Annotated in this window: 16 protein-coding genes; 10 read left to right on the top strand and 6 right to left on the bottom strand. The window is 73.1% G+C overall.

Features of this window, described 5'->3' with window-relative positions; all coding sequences use genetic code 11:
• Window positions 1-2: 2 nt before the first annotated feature.
• Complete coding sequence (locus AB0I16_RS07580) at window positions 3-473, bottom strand: MerR family transcriptional regulator (protein ID WP_363248383.1); 471 nt, start codon at window positions 471-473, stop codon at window positions 3-5.
• Between the two features lie 244 nt (window positions 474-717).
• On the opposite strand from AB0I16_RS07580, the gene AB0I16_RS07585 reads away from it, so the two are divergent.
• Window positions 718-1,533, top strand: a complete 816-nt coding sequence (locus AB0I16_RS07585) for a serine hydrolase domain-containing protein (RefSeq protein WP_363248384.1) — start codon at window positions 718-720, stop codon at window positions 1,531-1,533.
• A 458-nt stretch (window positions 1,534-1,991) separates the two neighbouring features.
• Here AB0I16_RS07585 and AB0I16_RS07590 read toward each other — a convergent pair whose 3' ends face one another.
• A complete protein-coding gene (locus AB0I16_RS07590; protein WP_363248385.1) occupies window positions 1,992-2,657 on the bottom strand; it encodes a pirin family protein in 666 nt (221 codons plus the stop codon).
• A 235-nt stretch (window positions 2,658-2,892) separates the two neighbouring features.
• On the opposite strand from AB0I16_RS07590, the gene fasR reads away from it, so the two are divergent.
• The 5 genes from fasR (at window position 2,893) to fabF (ending at window position 7,744) form a co-directional block, all read left to right on the top strand.
• On the top strand, window positions 2,893-4,032 hold the full coding sequence (gene fasR / locus AB0I16_RS07595) for a fatty acid biosynthesis transcriptional regulator FasR (RefSeq protein WP_363248591.1): 1,140 nt from the start codon (window positions 2,893-2,895) through the stop codon (window positions 4,030-4,032).
• 89 nt (window positions 4,033-4,121) lie between these two features.
• Window positions 4,122-5,033, top strand: a complete 912-nt coding sequence (locus AB0I16_RS07600) for an ACP S-malonyltransferase (protein WP_363248592.1) — start codon at window positions 4,122-4,124, stop codon at window positions 5,031-5,033.
• Between the two features lie 28 nt (window positions 5,034-5,061).
• Window positions 5,062-6,063 (top strand): ketoacyl-ACP synthase III, encoded by a 1,002-nt coding sequence (locus tag AB0I16_RS07605; protein WP_363248386.1) that lies wholly within the window; start codon window positions 5,062-5,064, stop codon window positions 6,061-6,063.
• 99 nt (window positions 6,064-6,162) lie between these two features.
• The gene (locus tag AB0I16_RS07610; protein WP_363248387.1) at window positions 6,163-6,411 is read left to right on the top strand and encodes an acyl carrier protein; all 249 of its coding nucleotides are present in this window, start codon (window positions 6,163-6,165) and stop codon (window positions 6,409-6,411) included.
• Window positions 6,412-6,481: 70 nt separating this feature from the next.
• The gene (gene fabF / locus AB0I16_RS07615) at window positions 6,482-7,744 is read left to right on the top strand and encodes a beta-ketoacyl-ACP synthase II (protein ID WP_363248388.1); all 1,263 of its coding nucleotides are present in this window, start codon (window positions 6,482-6,484) and stop codon (window positions 7,742-7,744) included.
• Window positions 7,745-7,822: 78 nt separating this feature from the next.
• Here the strand turns inward: fabF and AB0I16_RS07620 are convergent, their stop codons facing one another.
• Window positions 7,823-8,317, bottom strand: coding sequence for a DUF3145 domain-containing protein (locus AB0I16_RS07620; protein ID WP_062776911.1), 495 nt, complete (start codon window positions 8,315-8,317; stop codon window positions 7,823-7,825).
• A 352-nt stretch (window positions 8,318-8,669) separates the two neighbouring features.
• Between AB0I16_RS07620 and AB0I16_RS07625 the strand changes: the two genes are divergently transcribed.
• Window positions 8,670-9,581 (top strand): SGNH/GDSL hydrolase family protein, encoded by a 912-nt coding sequence (locus AB0I16_RS07625; protein WP_363248389.1) that lies wholly within the window; start codon window positions 8,670-8,672, stop codon window positions 9,579-9,581.
• A gap of 26 nt (window positions 9,582-9,607) precedes the next feature.
• On the top strand, window positions 9,608-10,597 hold the full coding sequence (locus AB0I16_RS07630; protein ID WP_363248390.1) for an aldose epimerase family protein: 990 nt from the start codon (window positions 9,608-9,610) through the stop codon (window positions 10,595-10,597).
• 72 nt (window positions 10,598-10,669) lie between these two features.
• Here AB0I16_RS07630 and AB0I16_RS07635 read toward each other — a convergent pair whose 3' ends face one another.
• Entirely contained in the window at window positions 10,670-11,074 is a 405-nt protein-coding gene (locus AB0I16_RS07635) for a RidA family protein (RefSeq protein ID WP_363248593.1), read from the bottom strand.
• A 31-nt stretch (window positions 11,075-11,105) separates the two neighbouring features.
• Between AB0I16_RS07635 and AB0I16_RS07640 the strand changes: the two genes are divergently transcribed.
• Window positions 11,106-12,629, top strand: a complete 1,524-nt coding sequence (locus AB0I16_RS07640; RefSeq protein WP_363248391.1) for a phosphotransferase — start codon at window positions 11,106-11,108, stop codon at window positions 12,627-12,629.
• Between the two features lie 14 nt (window positions 12,630-12,643).
• Here AB0I16_RS07640 and AB0I16_RS07645 read toward each other — a convergent pair whose 3' ends face one another.
• Together AB0I16_RS07645 and AB0I16_RS07650 are read right to left on the bottom strand one after the other, a co-directional pair.
• Window positions 12,644-13,300 carry a LysE family transporter gene (locus AB0I16_RS07645; RefSeq protein WP_363248392.1) on the bottom strand — a complete coding sequence of 219 codons (657 nt, stop codon included), beginning with the start codon at window positions 13,298-13,300 and terminating at the stop codon, window positions 12,644-12,646.
• Between the two features lie 196 nt (window positions 13,301-13,496).
• Entirely contained in the window at window positions 13,497-14,099 is a 603-nt protein-coding gene (locus tag AB0I16_RS07650) for a TetR/AcrR family transcriptional regulator (RefSeq protein ID WP_363248393.1), read from the bottom strand.
• Window positions 14,100-14,287: 188 nt separating this feature from the next.
• Here AB0I16_RS07650 and AB0I16_RS07655 point away from each other — a divergent pair, with 188 nt between their 5' ends.
• Window positions 14,288-14,524 carry a hypothetical protein gene (locus tag AB0I16_RS07655; protein WP_363248394.1) on the top strand — a complete coding sequence of 79 codons (237 nt, stop codon included), beginning with the start codon at window positions 14,288-14,290 and terminating at the stop codon, window positions 14,522-14,524.
• Window positions 14,525-14,591 lie beyond the last annotated feature (67 nt).

Genomic DNA, 14,591 nt, shown 5'->3' on the forward strand with positions numbered 1-14,591 from the left:
GTTCAGAGCCTCTCCGACGCCTTGCGGGCGCCCGCATAAGTGTCGATCTTGTAGTCGAGGACGGCGAGGGTGTCCTGCAGCTCGGCGATGCGGGTGCGCACGTCGCGCCGGGTCTGCTCCAGGAGGTCCTGGCGTTCGGCGAAGGTGTGCGGGCCTTCGCGGACGAGTTCGGCGTAGCGGACCATGTCGGCCACGGGCATCCCGGTGAGGCGGAGCTTGCCGACGAAGGCGAGCCAGTCCAGGTCGCGGTTGCGGTAGCGGCGCTGACCCGTGTGGGAGCGGTCGATGTGCGGCATCAGGCCGATCCGCTCGTACCAGCGCAGGGTGTACGCGGTCAGGCCGGTGAAGGCGGCGACCTCACTGATCGTGTAGTGATCCTGGCCGGTCGGACGCGGATGGCCGGGCTCCGGGGCATGGATGGGGGCTCCGGCCCTGGCGGGGGCTGGTGCAGGCGTGGTCTCCGTCACCGTCATGACCCTCACGCTAGAACCTTGGAGTGCACTCCAAGCAAGCGGATTCGGAGGAAATCCTGGGCAGTCTCATCCCTTGGCCGTCCCGTCCGTGCCCGGCCGCCACCCGCGCTCTGCCCACCCTCTGCCCACCCTCTGCCCGGCCTCTGCCCGGCCTCTGCCCGGCCTCTGCCTGCCCGGCCTCTGCCGGCTGGGTGGCATCCACCCCGGCGGACCCCGGTCCCGGCGAGGAATTAGGCTCGGGCGCATGCAGAGCCTGGCGTTGATCGAGAACTGGCCGGTCCCCACCGCTGCCGCCGCTGTCGTACGCGCGGACGGGACGGTGGCCGGGGAGCACGGACCGACCGGCCGGCGGTTCGCGCTGGCCTCGGTCACGAAGCCGCTCGCGGCCTATGCGGCGCTCGTGGCGTACGAGGAGGGCGCGGTGGAACTGGACGAGCCCGCCGGGCCCGAGGGGTCGACGGTTCGGCACCTGCTCGCGCACACCAGTGGCCTCGCCTTCGACGAGCACCGGGTGACGTCGGCGCCGGGGGTGCGGCGGCTGTACTCCAACGCCGGGTTCGAGGTCCTTGGTGATCACATCGCCAAGGCGACGGGGATTCCCTTCGGGGAGTATCTGCGCCAGGGGGTTCTCGAACCGCTGGGGATGACGTCCACATCGCTCGAAGGGGACGGCTCGCCCGCGAAGGACGGCGTGTCGACCGTGGACGACCTGGTGCGGTTCGCGGCCGAGGTGCAGGCGCCGAGGCTGCTCGACGCGCGGACGGTGGCGGCGGCGATGACGGTGACGTATCCGGGGCTCAAGGGAGTCCTGCCGGGGTACGGGCACCAGAATCCCAACGACTGGGGGCTCGGGTTCGAGATCCGGGACTCGAAGTCGCCGCACTGGACGGGGAGTGCGTCGTCGCCGCGGACGTTCGGGCACTTCGGGCAGGCCGGGACGTTCCTGTGGGTCGACCCCGATGCCGGGGCCGCCTGCGTGGCGCTGACCGACCGCCCCTTCGGGCCGTGGGCCACCGAGGTCTGGCCGCCGTTCACCGACGCGGTGCTCGCGGAACTCTGACGCGGGGCCCTCGCGACGACCGCCGACTGCGTCCGCCCTACGGGGCCACGCCCACTGCGGGCCACGCTCTCCGTGGGCCCCGCTCTCCCGTGGCCGCGCTTCCCGTTGCCGGGCTTCCCGTGGGGGCCGTGCTCACTGCGGGGCCACGTTCAGCCGCAGGGCATGCTCGCCGCGGGCCGCGCTCACCGTGGCCGCGCTTCCCGTTGCCGGGCTTCCCGTGGGGGCCGCGCTCACTGCGGGGCCACGTTCAGCCGCAGGGCATGCTCGCTGCGGGCCGCGCTCTCCGTGGCCGCGCTTCCCGCTCGCTGCGGGCTGCGCTCGCCGCAGGGCCGTGTTCAGCTGGGGGCCGCGCTCACCGACGGGGCTCAGTTCACCGGCGGCGCCGCGCTCACCGACGGGGCCCAGTTCACCGGCGGGGCCGCGCTCACCGGCGGGGGCAGTTCGCCGGTAGGGCTCGCTCATCCGTCCGTCATCTCCCAGACCAGCAGTTCCGCTGCCCTGCCCCCGGTGGCGGCCGCCGTGAGGGCTGGTTCTCCGGTGACTCGGGCCGAGTCGCCCTGGCCCAGTAGTTCCTGGCCGAGGCTGGTCTCGCCGCGGACCACGTGGACGTAGAGGTGGGGTGCGTCGGGGAGGGCGGCTCGTTCGCCGGGGTCGAGTCTGCGGACGTGGAGCAGCGCTCCCGCGCCCGGGACCGCGTAGGGGGTCGAGTCGGCTATGCCGTGCACGACCTCGTAGGACGGTTCGCCGCCCGGGGTGAGCGGGGCCAGCCACATCTGGACGAAGACGAGGGGGGTGTCGCCGTCGTTGCGTTCCACGTGGCGGACGCCGCCAGCCGCCGAGAGGTGCTGGACGTCGCCGGGGCGGACCCGGGAGGCGTGGCCCGTCGAGTCGCGGTGGGTGAGTTCGCCCTGGACGACCCAGGTCACGATCTCGGTGTGGCTGTGGGGGTGCTCGTCGAAGCCCGCGCCCGGCGCCAGGCGCTCCTCGTTGCAGGCGAGGATCGCGCCGAAGCGGAGGTTGTCGGGGTCGTAGTGGGGCCCGAACGAGAAGGCGTGCAGGGATTCGATTCCGGCCGCCGGCTCCCCGCCGCGGTACCGGTCGCCGGAGCGCCGTACTTCAATCACCTTCCCCACGTTAGCCCGGGGCGGCTCGCCCCTGCCCCGAAGCCGACCCCCCGCCGCTCCTCACCGCCTCGCCAGCCCCCGCCCCCGCACTCCTCCGCCCCGATAAGGCAGTCTTGTCCCCGTGCCCGAAGCCTCAGCGAATGAAGTCCAGCCGGAGTCCCCGCGAGGGGTTCCGCAGGAGTCCCAGCCGGGGGCCCGCCAGGACGGCCGGACCCCGCATGCCCATACCGCGACGCTGAAGCGCCTGGAGAAGTCGTCCGGGAGTCTCGCGGCGCAGGCCATCGCGCGCATGGACGAGACGCTGTCCTGGTACCGGGCGATGCCACCGGAGAACCGTTCCTGGATCGGCCTGGTGGCGCAGGCGGGCATCGCCGCGTTCACCGAGTGGTTCCGGCATCCGGACGCCCCCCAGGCCATCTCCACGGACGTCTTCGGCACCGCCCCCCGCGAGCTGACCAGGGCGATCACCCTGCGCCAGACGGTGGAGATGGTGCGGACGACGATCGAGGTGATGGAGTCGGCGATCGACGAGGTCGCCGCCCCCGGAGACGAGTCCATCCTCCGCGAGGCCCTCCTCGTCTACGCCAGGGAGATCGCCTTCGCCACCGCCCAGGTGTACGCGCAGGCCGCCGAGGCACGCGGTGCCTGGGACGCGCGCCTGGAGTCGCTCGTCGTCAACGCGGTGCTCTCCGGCGAGGCCGACGAGGGCGCGGTGAGCCGGGCCGCGGCGCTCGGCTGGAACTCCCCCGACCACGTCTGCGTGATCCTCGGCACCGCCCCCGACGGCGACAGCGAGCTGACCGTCGAGGCCATCCGCCGCGCCGCCCGGCACGCGAAGCTGCAGGTCCTCACCGGTGTCCTCGGCACGCGCCTCGTCGTCATCGCCGGCGGCAACAACAACCCGCTGGCGGTGGCCAAGGCGCTGATCGGCCCGTACGCGGCGGGCCCTGTCGTCGCGGGCCCCATCGTCCCCGACCTGCTCGCCGCCACCCGCTCCGCGCAGGCCGCGGCCGCCGGGCTCAAGGCGTCCGCCGCCTGGCAGGACGCCCCGCGGCCCGTCCTCGCGGACGATCTCCTCCCCGAGCGCGCCATGGCGGGTGATCCGGCGGCCCGCGAGCAGTTGGTGGAGGAGATCTACAGACCGCTGGAGGAGGCGGGCTCCGCGCTCCTGGAGACGCTGAGTGTCTATCTGGAGCAGGCGAGCAGCCTCGAAGGTGCCGCCCGGATGCTCTTCGTCCACCCCAACACCGTGCGCTACCGGCTCCGACGTGTGACTGACGTCACCGGCTGGTCACCCTCGGATGTACGCTCCGCGTTCACGCTGCGGATCGCGCTGATCCTGGGGCGTCTGGCCGACGGGGATCCCCAGTCGTAGCCTTTTGTCGGACCCATACAATTCCGTCAGCCGTTCTTCGTCCCTGTCCCCACCGGCCAGTTACGCCGTCCACAAGAGAGAGTGTGAGAGTGCTCGTACTCGTCGCTCCCGGCCAAGGCGCTCAGACGCCCGGCTTCCTGACCCCCTGGCTCGACCTCCCCGGCGCCGCCGACCGTCTCGGCGCCTGGTCCGACGCCATCGGTCTCGACCTCGCCCACTACGGCACGCAGGGCGACGCGGACCAGATCCGCGACACCGCCGTGGCCCAGCCGCTGCTCGTGGCGGCCGGCCTGCTCTCCGCCTCGGCACTGGGTGACATCACGCCCGGCGCCGTCGCGGGACACAGCGTCGGCGAGATCACCGCCGCGGCGTACGCGGGCGTGCTCTCCGACGACGACGCCCTGCGTCTCGTGCGCAGGCGTGGCCTCGCCATGGCGGAGGCCGCGGCGGTCACCGAGACCGGCATGGCGGCGCTGCTCGGCGGCGACCCCGAGGTCACCACGCCGCACCTGGAGAAGCTGGGCCTGACGCCGGCGAACGTGAACGGCGCGGGCCAGATCGTCGCCGCGGGCACCAAGGAGCAGCTCGCCGCCCTGGAGGCCGACAAGCCCGAGGGTGTGCGCAAGGTCGTCGCCCTCAAGGTCGCGGGCGCCTTCCACACGCACCACATGGCTCCCGCCGTCTCGCAGCTCGAAGAGGCGGCACGGGGACTCGACACCGCCGACCCGCGGATCACCTACGTCTCCAACCGCGACGGCGGCACCGTCGCGACCGGCGCCGAGGTGATCTCCCGCCTGGTCGGCCAGGTGGCCAACCCGGTCCGCTGGGACCTGTGCATGGAGACGTTCAAGGAGCTCGGGGTCACGGCCCTCGTCGAGGTGTGCCCCGGCGGCACCCTCACCGGCCTGGCCAAGCGCGCTCTGCCCGGCGTCAAGACGCTCGCGGTCAAGACCCCCGACGACCTCGACGCGGCCCGCACGCTCGTCGCCGAGTATTCCTGAGCCGACGACTGACAAGGAGCCGTAGCGCATGTCGAAGATCAAGCCCAGCCAGGGCGCCCCATACGCGCGGATCATGGGCGTCGGCGGCTACCGGCCCACCCGTGTCGTGCCGAACGAGGTGATCCTGGAGACGATCGACTCGTCCGACGAGTGGATTCGTTCCCGCTCGGGCATCGCGACCCGCCACTGGGCCTCCGACGAGGAGACCGTGGCCGCGATGTCGGTCGAGGCGGCGGGCAAGGCGATCGCCGACGCGGGCATCACGCCCGAGCAGATCGGTGGCGTGATCGTCTCCACGGTCTCGCACTTCAAGCAGACCCCGGCCATCGCCACCGAGATCGCGGACAAGATCGGCGCGGGCAAGCCCGCCGCGTTCGACATCTCCGCGGGCTGCGCCGGCTTCGGCTACGGTCTGACCCTCGCCAGGGGCATGGTCACCGACGGCTCCGCCGAGTACGTCCTGGTCATCGGCGTGGAGCGGCTGAGCGACCTCACCGATCTGAACGACCGCGCGACGGCGTTCCTCTTCGGTGACGGTGCCGGTGCCGTGATCGTCGGCCCCTCCAAGGAGCCGAAGATCGGCCCGACGGTCTGGGGCTCGGAGGGCGACAAGGCCGAGACGATCAAGCAGACGATCTCCTGGGAGGAGTACCGCGCGGGCTCCCCCGAGAAGTTCCCCGCGATCACGCAGGAGGGCCAGGCGGTGTTCCGCTGGGCCGTCTTCGAGATGGCGAAGGTCGCCCAGCAGGCGCTGGACGCGGCCGGCATCACCGCGGAAGACCTGGATGTCTTCATTCCGCATCAGGCCAACGAGCGGATCATCGACTCGATGGTGAAGACCCTGAAACTGCCGGAGCACGTGACGGTCGCCCGTGACGTGCGCACCACCGGCAACACCTCGGCCGCCTCGATCCCGCTCGCGATGGAGCGGCTCCTGGCGACCGGCGAGGCGAAGAGCGGCGACACCGCGCTCGTCATCGGCTTCGGGGCGGGTCTCGTGTACGCCGCCACGGTCGTTACCCTCCCCTAGGCATCACGTCCGGATCACCCGATCCGTACGGCTGTAAACCAACCTGCCGCTGCCGCGGCGGGCGCCACACCCTCTGGATACATAAGAAGGAGCGCCAACATGGCCGCCACTCAGGAAGAGATCGTCGCCGGTCTCGCCGAGATCGTGAACGAGATCGCCGGCATCCCGGTCGAGGACGTCCAGCTGGACAAGTCCTTCACCGACGACCTGGACGTCGACTCGCTGTCCATGGTCGAGGTCGTCGTCGCCGCCGAAGAGCGCTTCGACGTCAAGATCCCGGACGACGACGTCAAGAACCTCAAGACGGTCGGCGACGCGACCACGTACATCCTCAAGCACCAGGCCTGATCCAGGCCGTGCTCTGTCGCCACCCGGCGGTGGCGCCGCTGATCCCCTCAACACCGTGGAGAAATTTCCTGTGAACTCGACCAATCGCACCGTGGTCGTCACCGGTATCGGCGCAACCACACCGCTGGGTGGCGACGCAGCGTCGACGTGGGAGGGCCTGCTCGCGGGCCGCTCCGGCGTCAGCACGCTGGAGCAGGACTGGGCGGCCGAGCTGCCCGTCCGCATCGCCGGTCAGATCGCCGTGGAGCCGGGGGAGGTCATTCCCCGGCCGCAGGCCCGCAAGCTGGACCGTTCGGCGCAGTTCGCGCTGATCGCGGCCAAGGAGGCCTGGGCGGACGCCGGCTACACCGCCAAGGCGGGCGAGGACGCCTCGGTGGACCCGCACCGCCTCGGCGCGGTCATCGCCTCCGGCATCGGCGGCGTGACCACGCTTCTGGACCAGTACGACGTGCTGAAGGAGAAGGGCGTACGCCGCGTCTCCCCGCACACCGTGCCGATGCTGATGCCCAACTCCCCGGCGGCCAACGTCGGCATCGAGCTGGGCGCCCACGCGGGCGTCCACACTCCGGTGTCGGCCTGTGCCTCGGGCGCCGAGGCCATCGGCTACGCGATCGAGATGATCCGCACCGGACGCGCCGACGTCGTCGTCGCGGGCGGCACGGAGGCGGCGATCCACCCGCTGCCGATCGTCGCGTTCGGCAACATGATGGCGATGTCCAAGAACAACGAGCACCCGCAGGGCGCCTCGCGCCCCTACGACGCGGACCGCAACGGCTTCGTGCTCGGCGAGGGCGCCGGTGTGATCGTCCTTGAGTCCGAGGAGCACGCCAAGGCCCGCGGCGCGAAGATCTACGCGGAGGCCGTCGGCCAGGGCATCTCGGCCGACGCGCACCACATCACGCAGCCCGAGCCGTCCGGCAACGGCATCGCCGCGGCCCTGCAGAACCTGATCGACGCCACCGACCTCAAGCCCGCCGAGATCGTGCACGTGAACGCGCACGCCACCTCGACGCCGCAGGGTGACGTCGCGGAGATCAAGGCGCTGCGCAAGGCGTTCGGCGACGACGTGGACCACATGGCGATCGCCTCCACCAAGTCGATGACGGGTCACCTGCTCGGCGGTGCGGGCGGTGTGGAGACCGTGGCCACGGTCCTCGCGCTGAAGAACCGCGTCGCCCCGCCGACGATCAACATCGCGAACCTCGACCCCGAGGTCGACGCGGACATCATCCGCGACGAGGCCCGCGCGCTGCCCGAGGGCAGGATCGCGGCGCTGAACGACTCGTTCGGCTTCGGCGGTCACAACGTGGTCCTGGCGTTCAGGACCGTGTGACGACCTGACGTACGAAGAAGGCCCGCCCGGAAGTCACCGGGCGGGCCTTCTTCGTGCGTGAGGGGACGGGCGCGGGGCTCACACCACCTGGTGCAGCCAGCGCACGGGCGCGCCCTCGCCCGCGTAGCGGAACGGCTCCAGCTCGTCGTCCCAGGGCTTGCCGAGGAGTTTGGCCAGTTCGGCGGCCAGGTCGCTCTCGCCGCCCTGTGAGCGGGCCAGGGCGGCGCGCAGCCGGTCCTCGGGGATGAGGATGTCGCCGTGCAGTCCGGTGACGGCGTGGAAGATGCCGAGTTCGGGCGTGGCGCTGTACCGCTCGCCCTCGGCGCCCGCGCAGGGCTCCGCCGTGACCTCGAAGCGCAGCATCTGCCAGCCGCGCAGCGCGGAGGCGAGCTTGGAGGCGGTGCCCACCGAGCCCTGCCAGGAGAATTCGGATCTCCAGGTGCCCGGCGCGGCGGGCTGCCTGATCCAGTCGAGGCTCACGCGCGCGCCGAGCACGCCCGCGACGGCCCACTCGACGTGTGGGCACAGCGCGCGCGGAGCGGAGTGCACGTACAGGACTCCACGTGTCGTCACCGGGACCTCCAGTGTGGGTCGAGGTTCGCCTTCCCCAGCGGCCTCGCGCCCGTGCCGAGCAGTTTTCTCCAAATACTAGAGAAACCTGAAAAAAAGGGGACAGATGTGACGTGATGTAATTTAGCGGAACCACAGCGGCGGAGCGTCACCGGGTGGATCATCCGCCTGTCGCCGCCGTGACAGCAGTGGCCAGGCGGCTACGGGGCCGAGGCTACCGTGCGGTGGCGTGAGGAGTGTGACGTACCGTCGGTCCGTGGCCCGGGAAACTCCGACCTTTCACCCGGCGGGGCGCAACCCCGGGCACACGCACGGCGTCACGTAGATCGACTGGATCGGCAGAGGGGACCAGGGGATGCGGAACCGCAGACACCGCTCGCGTGCCGTCGTCGCTCTGGCGACGGCGGCTCTGCTCGGCACCGCGACGCTGACCGCGTGCGACGCGCAGGGCGGCGACTCCGCGGCCCCCGGCGGCCCGTCCGCCCATGACAAGCCGTCCCCGCGGCCGACGCCGGCCTGGGACACCTCGCCGCGCTCGCTCGCGGCCGTCGGCGACTCCATCACCCGCGGCTTCGACGCCTGTTCGGTGCTCTCCGACTGCCCCGAGGCGTCCTGGGCGACCGGTACGGACGCCGAGGTGCGCAGTCTCGCCACGCGGCTCCTCGGAAAGGAGCGGGCCGCCTCGCACAGCTGGAACCTCGCCAAGACGGGCGCCCGAATGGCGGATCTGCCCGGCCAGATGGAACAGGCCGTCACCGAGCGGCCTGAGCTGGTGACGGTGATGATGGGCGCCAACGACGCCTGCCGTTCGTCGGCCGCGTCGATGACACCGGTCGGCGACTTCCGCGCCGACTTCACGGCGGCGATGCGCACGTTGCGCGGCTCGCTGCCGAAGGCGCAGGTGTACGTGGCGTCCGTGCCGGACCTCAAGCGGCTCTGGTCCCAGGGGCGCACCAACCCGCTGGGCAAGCAGGTGTGGAAGCTCGGCATCTGCTCCTCGATGCTGGCCGACCCCGACGACCTGGACGCCGCCGCGTCCGAGCGGCGGAACTCGGTGCGGGACCGCGTGCTGGCGTACAACGACGTACTCGAAGAGGTGTGCGAGAAGGACCGGCGCTGCCGCTTCGACGGCGGGGCCGTCCACGACTACCGCTTCGACGGCGACCAGTTGAGCCACTGGGACTGGTTCCACCCCAGCAAGGACGGCCAGTCCCGCCTCGCCGCGCTCGCCCACCGGCAGATCACCTCGCGCGAGCCCCTGACCTAGGCCCCGTGCGGCGTAGGGTCGCGATCATGCGCAGCGAACTCTTCGGGGCACTCCCCGACGGCACCCCCGTCCACCGCTGGACCCTGGAAAGGGGCGGGGTGCGGGTGCGCGTCCTGACGTACGGCGGCATCCTTCAGACGGCTGAAGTTCCCGACCGGTCCGGGCGGCCGGCGCAGGTGGCCCTGGGGTTCGCGGGGCTCGACGGGTACGTGAAGCACCCCGGCCCCTACTTCGGCGCGGTGGTGGGGCGGTACGCGAACCGCGTCGCGGGCGGCGCCTTCACCCTCGACGGACGCGTCCACCGGCCGGCGCGGAACAACGGCTCCAACTCCCTGCACGGCGGTGAGCGCGGCTTCGACAAGCGCGTCTGGGACGCGGAGCCGGACGGCGGCCACGCGGTGCGGCTCGCACGGGTGAGCCCGGACGGCGAGGAGGGCTACCCCGGGCGGCTCGCGGTCTCGGTGACGTACGCGCTGGACGCGGCGGGCGCGCTGAGTGTCGCCTACGAGGCGGCCACCGACGCCCCGACCGTGGTGAACCTCACCAACCACACGTACTGGAACCTCGCGGGCGCGGGCTCCGGCAGCGCGCACGGGCACGAGGTGCGGATCGCCGCCTCCCGGATCACGCCGGTCGACGCGGAGCTGATTCCGACCGGGGCGTACGAGGACGTGGCGGGGACGCGGTTCGACTTCCGCACGGCGCGGACGGCGGGGCCGGGATTCGACCACAACTACGTCCTCGACAAGGGCGTCACGGCCGAACCGGTCGAGGTGGCGGGGCTCTTCGACCCCGCGTCCGGGCGGGGCCTCACCGTCTCGACGACCGAGCCCGGCCTGCAGCTCTACACCGCCGATCACTTCGCCGCGGAGCTGCCGTTCGCCCCGGGGGACGGGATCGCGCTGGAGACGCAGCACTTCCCCGACTCGCCGAACCGGCCGGGTTTCCCGTCCACGGTCCTGCGGCCGGGTGAGACCTACCGGTCGCGGACGGTGTACGGGTTCTCGGCGCGGTGACGCCGGTGCGGTGACGCCGGTCTCGGCCATCAGTTCGCCGGGGTCACGCCTCGGGCCGATGTGGACCCGGTGCTACCGGGCGGGGCTCCCGGCGGCGGTGCGTCCGGCGGGGACGGCCGCGACCACCTCCACCTCGATCAGCGCCTCGGGCCGGAACAGGCGCGGCACCTCGACGGTCGTGCTGGTGGGCGGGGTGCCGGTGAGGAACTCCCGGCGCACGGCGGCGTAGTCGGGCAGAGCGCCGATGTCCGTCAGGAACGTACGGATGTTGATGATGTCGCCGAGCCCCGCCCCGTGGGCCCGCAGCGGGCTGTCCAGGGTCTCGAAGACGCTGCGGGACTGGGCGGCGAGGCCGTCGCCCTCGCCGATCTGCCCCGACAGGTACAACAGGGCGCCGCCGTCGGCGAGTTCGACGCGGGCCACCTGGGAGTAGGGGCCCAGGGGCTGCGGGGCGGAGGCGGGCGGGCCGCTGCGGATCGGGGCGTTCGCGACGGCGGACGCGGGGCTGGTGCCGCGGGCGCTCGCACGCTTCAGGGTCCGCCACCCCGGCGTGACCCTCACCCACGAAGAGGGCCGCACTCCGGCGCTGCTCTCCCGGCTGGCGGAGGGCGGGCTCGACCTCGCCGTGGTCTCGACGACGGGCGGCGCACTGCCCGACGGCGTCCACGACCTCCACCATCTCCTTGACGAGACCCTGTACGTGGCCCTGCCCGCGGGCCACCCGCTGGCGGCCGAACCGGAGCTGCGGCTGCCGCGGCCGGCCGCCGAGGACTGGATATCCGGCAGCCCGCACATCGAGGGCTCCCTCCTCCGCCTGGCCCTCCGCCACGGCTTCCGGCCACACGTGGCCCACGTCGTCGCGGAGTGGACGGCGAAGCAGGGGTACGTCGCCGCGGGCCTCGGCATCGCCCTCGTCCCCCAGCTCGCGGCGGAGTCCGCCCGCCCCGACATCACCCTGGTCCCGCTGCGGGACGGGGCCGCCCCCGCGCGCGAGGTCTACGCGGCGACGGCGCGGGGCCGGGCGGTAACGTCGGCGGCCACGGCGTTCCTGGCGGCCCTGCGCCACGCCGCCGCCGGACTTGACCCCTGCTCACCGCCCGCCCGCAGCCCCGCCCTGCAAGGAGAGACCCGCCCCATGGCCGAACAGCAGATGCACGCCGACGAGGCCGCGACGGACGAGACGCTCGTACGACGGCTCGTGGCCGCCCAGTTCCCCGCGTGGGCCGGGCTGCCCGTGCGGCGGGTGGACACGGCCGGGACGGCCAACGCCATGTACCGCCTCGGCGCGGACATGGTGGTGCGGCTGCCCCGCCTCGCCTCGTCCGCCGAGGACGTGGAGGCGGAGCTCCGGTGGCTGCCGCGGCTCGCGGCGGCGCTGCCCGTCGCCGTTCCCGAGCCGCTCGGCAAGGGCGGGCCGGGTGAGGGCTACCCGTTCGCGTGGTCCGTCTTCCGGTGGCTGGCGGGCAGCACGCCGGAGGTGGGCGTTCCGCTCGCCGGGCCCGCGCTGTTCGCCGAGGACGTCGCGCGGTTCCTGACGGCCCTGCGCGAGGTGGACCCGGCGGGGGCGCCCGCCGCCTACCGGAGCGAACCGCTGGCGCGGCGCGACGCCCGTACGCGCGAGGTGATCGCCCGGCTGCGCGGCACCGTGGACGAGGGGGCCGCGACCGCCGTGTGGGACGCCGCCCTGCGGGCCCCCGCGTGGGGACGGGCCCCGGTGTGGACGCACGGGGATCTGCAGCCGGGCAACGTCCTCGTCGACGGCGGCAGGCTCGGTGCCGTCATCGACTTCGGCTGCATGGGCCTCGGTGACCCCGCCGTCGACCTGATCTCCGCCTGGTACCTGATGGACGCCGCCGCGCGGGACGCCTTCCGCACCGCCCTCGGCACCGCCGCCGACGACGCCATGTGGGCGCGCGGGCGGGGCTGGGCCCTGTCGATCGCCCTGGACGAACTCGACTACTACCGCAGGACGAATCCGAGGATGGCCCGCACCGCACGGCACGTCCTGGGGCAGCTCACCCGAGCCGCTTAGCCGTTGCGGCGCCTTCAGGGTGCCGAGAGCAGCAAGTGTGCCGCCAGGGCCGTGATCAGCGCGCTCGACGCCAGTGCCGTGAGCAGGTGGCCCCTCCTGCCCGTCAGGGCCCGGCCGAGGAGCGCGCCGCCGCCCGCGAGCAGCAACTGCCAGCTCGCCGATGCCGCGAAGGCGGCCAGGGCGAACACCAGTTGCTCCGGGCGCGTGAGCGAGGCAGTGGCGGGGCTGCCGATGACCAGTGCGGCGAAGTAGACCACCGTGGCGGGGTTCAGGAGGGTGATGCCGAGCAGCGCGGCGTAGGCGCGGGCGGGGCCGGCCGGGGTGGCCTTGCCGCCCGCGGCCCGGGCGCGCCCCCGGTACTCGCGCACCGCCACCACCGCTCCCCGTGCCGCGAGGGCGAGGAGCACGAGGACGGAGGCCCCGCGCAGCAGGGGCAGGGCCGGTTCGAGGGGGCGGGTCAGCGAGGTGCCGCCGACCGCCGCGGCGAGGGCGTAGACGCCGTCGGCGGTGGCGACGCCCAGGGCGGCGCAGGCGCCGGTCCGCAGTGAGGTGCGGGCGGTGAGGGCCACCAGGTGGGTCGCGACGCCGCCGACGGGCAGGGCGATGCCGTACCCGGCGAGGAGCCCCGCGACCAGGACCGCGCTCACGCGGGCGCGGAGATCGGCCTCCACGCCCGGCCGGTCCGCTGTCGGCCCCGCGCCACGGTGGCGACGGGGGCGGACAGCGGCGGAGCGGCGGCGGCCGGGATGCGGGTCATGAGACGAGCGTGTCGGCGAGGGGGCGCCCAGGGCAACCGGTTTCTCCGGCCGGGCGGGCCGGCCGCGTCGCCGCCTCCCGCCGCTCCCGCCGCTCCCGCCGCTCCCGCCGTCATCCCTGCGTCAGCAGGCCGCGCCCGTACCGCCGGAGCGCCTCCCGCGCCGACTCCGGCGTCAGATGACCCACCAGCACCTGCGCGGTCAGGCCCTCGGTCAGGGCGAGCAGGGTGCGGGCCTCGGCCGCGGGGTCCGCCGCGGGGGTCAGTTCGCCGGTGTCCTGGCCGTAGCCGATCAGCCAGACGAGGAGGTCGTGCAGCTTGGCGTAGGTCTCCCGCAGCACCGCCGCGAGCCGGTCGCTCACCGCCGCGTGGGCGACGAAGGCACCCCAGACCTGGGCCTCCGCCCGGTCCTCCGGGTCCACGAGGGCGAGCGCGGACAGGGTGCGGTCCAGCAGGGTCGCGGCCGAGCGCGGGGTGTCCGAGGTCTCGATGCGGGCCTTCGCGCGGTCCCCGACCCGTCGCGAGATGTCCTCCAGGGCGAAGAGCAGCATCTCGTCCTTGGTGCGGAAGCAGCGCTGGACCGCGCCCATCGAGACGTGCGCCTCCGCGGCGACGTCCCGGAGGCTGACGGACTCCATCCCGGAGCGGGTGATGAGGAGGCGGACCGCTTCGGCGATGCGGCGGCGGCGCTCCTCGTAGTCGACCTGTCTGGGCACGCGCCCGCCTCTCTCCTCCGACCGTCGCGGGGCCACTGCCGCCCCACGCCCTGCCACGTCCCTCGGGCACGGCGCACGTTTCGATGCGGTTGCATCATATCCCCGCCGCGGGGCATGATTCGATGCGACCGCATCGGAACAAGGGGCACCGCGTACGGGCGGTGCGCCGCATTCGGGGAGACACGTCCATGGCAACGCAGACCAAGAAGTCCTCCGGGGGCCTGCTGGTCCTCTTCGGGATCATCCTGCTCGCGCAGGGCTTCGGCTCGGCCCTCACCGAGGCCGCCTGGGACACCGCCTTCGGTGTCGCCGCCCTGCTGCGCGAGGCGGGCGCCCCGGCCTGGACCGACCTGGTGGTGGGGGTGCTCGGCTGCGTCCTGCTCGCGGTGGCGGTGCGCCGGCGGTCCACCGGGACCGCGCCCTGACATCAGGACCTCGGACCCGTAGCACTCGCCCCGGCCGCCCCGCGATACTTCCGCCACCCCACCGGTA

It is taken from the genome of Streptomyces sp. NPDC050703 (genome assembly GCF_040654435.1).
In the GTDB taxonomy this organism is placed as follows: Bacteria; Actinomycetota; Actinomycetes; order Streptomycetales; family Streptomycetaceae; genus Streptomyces.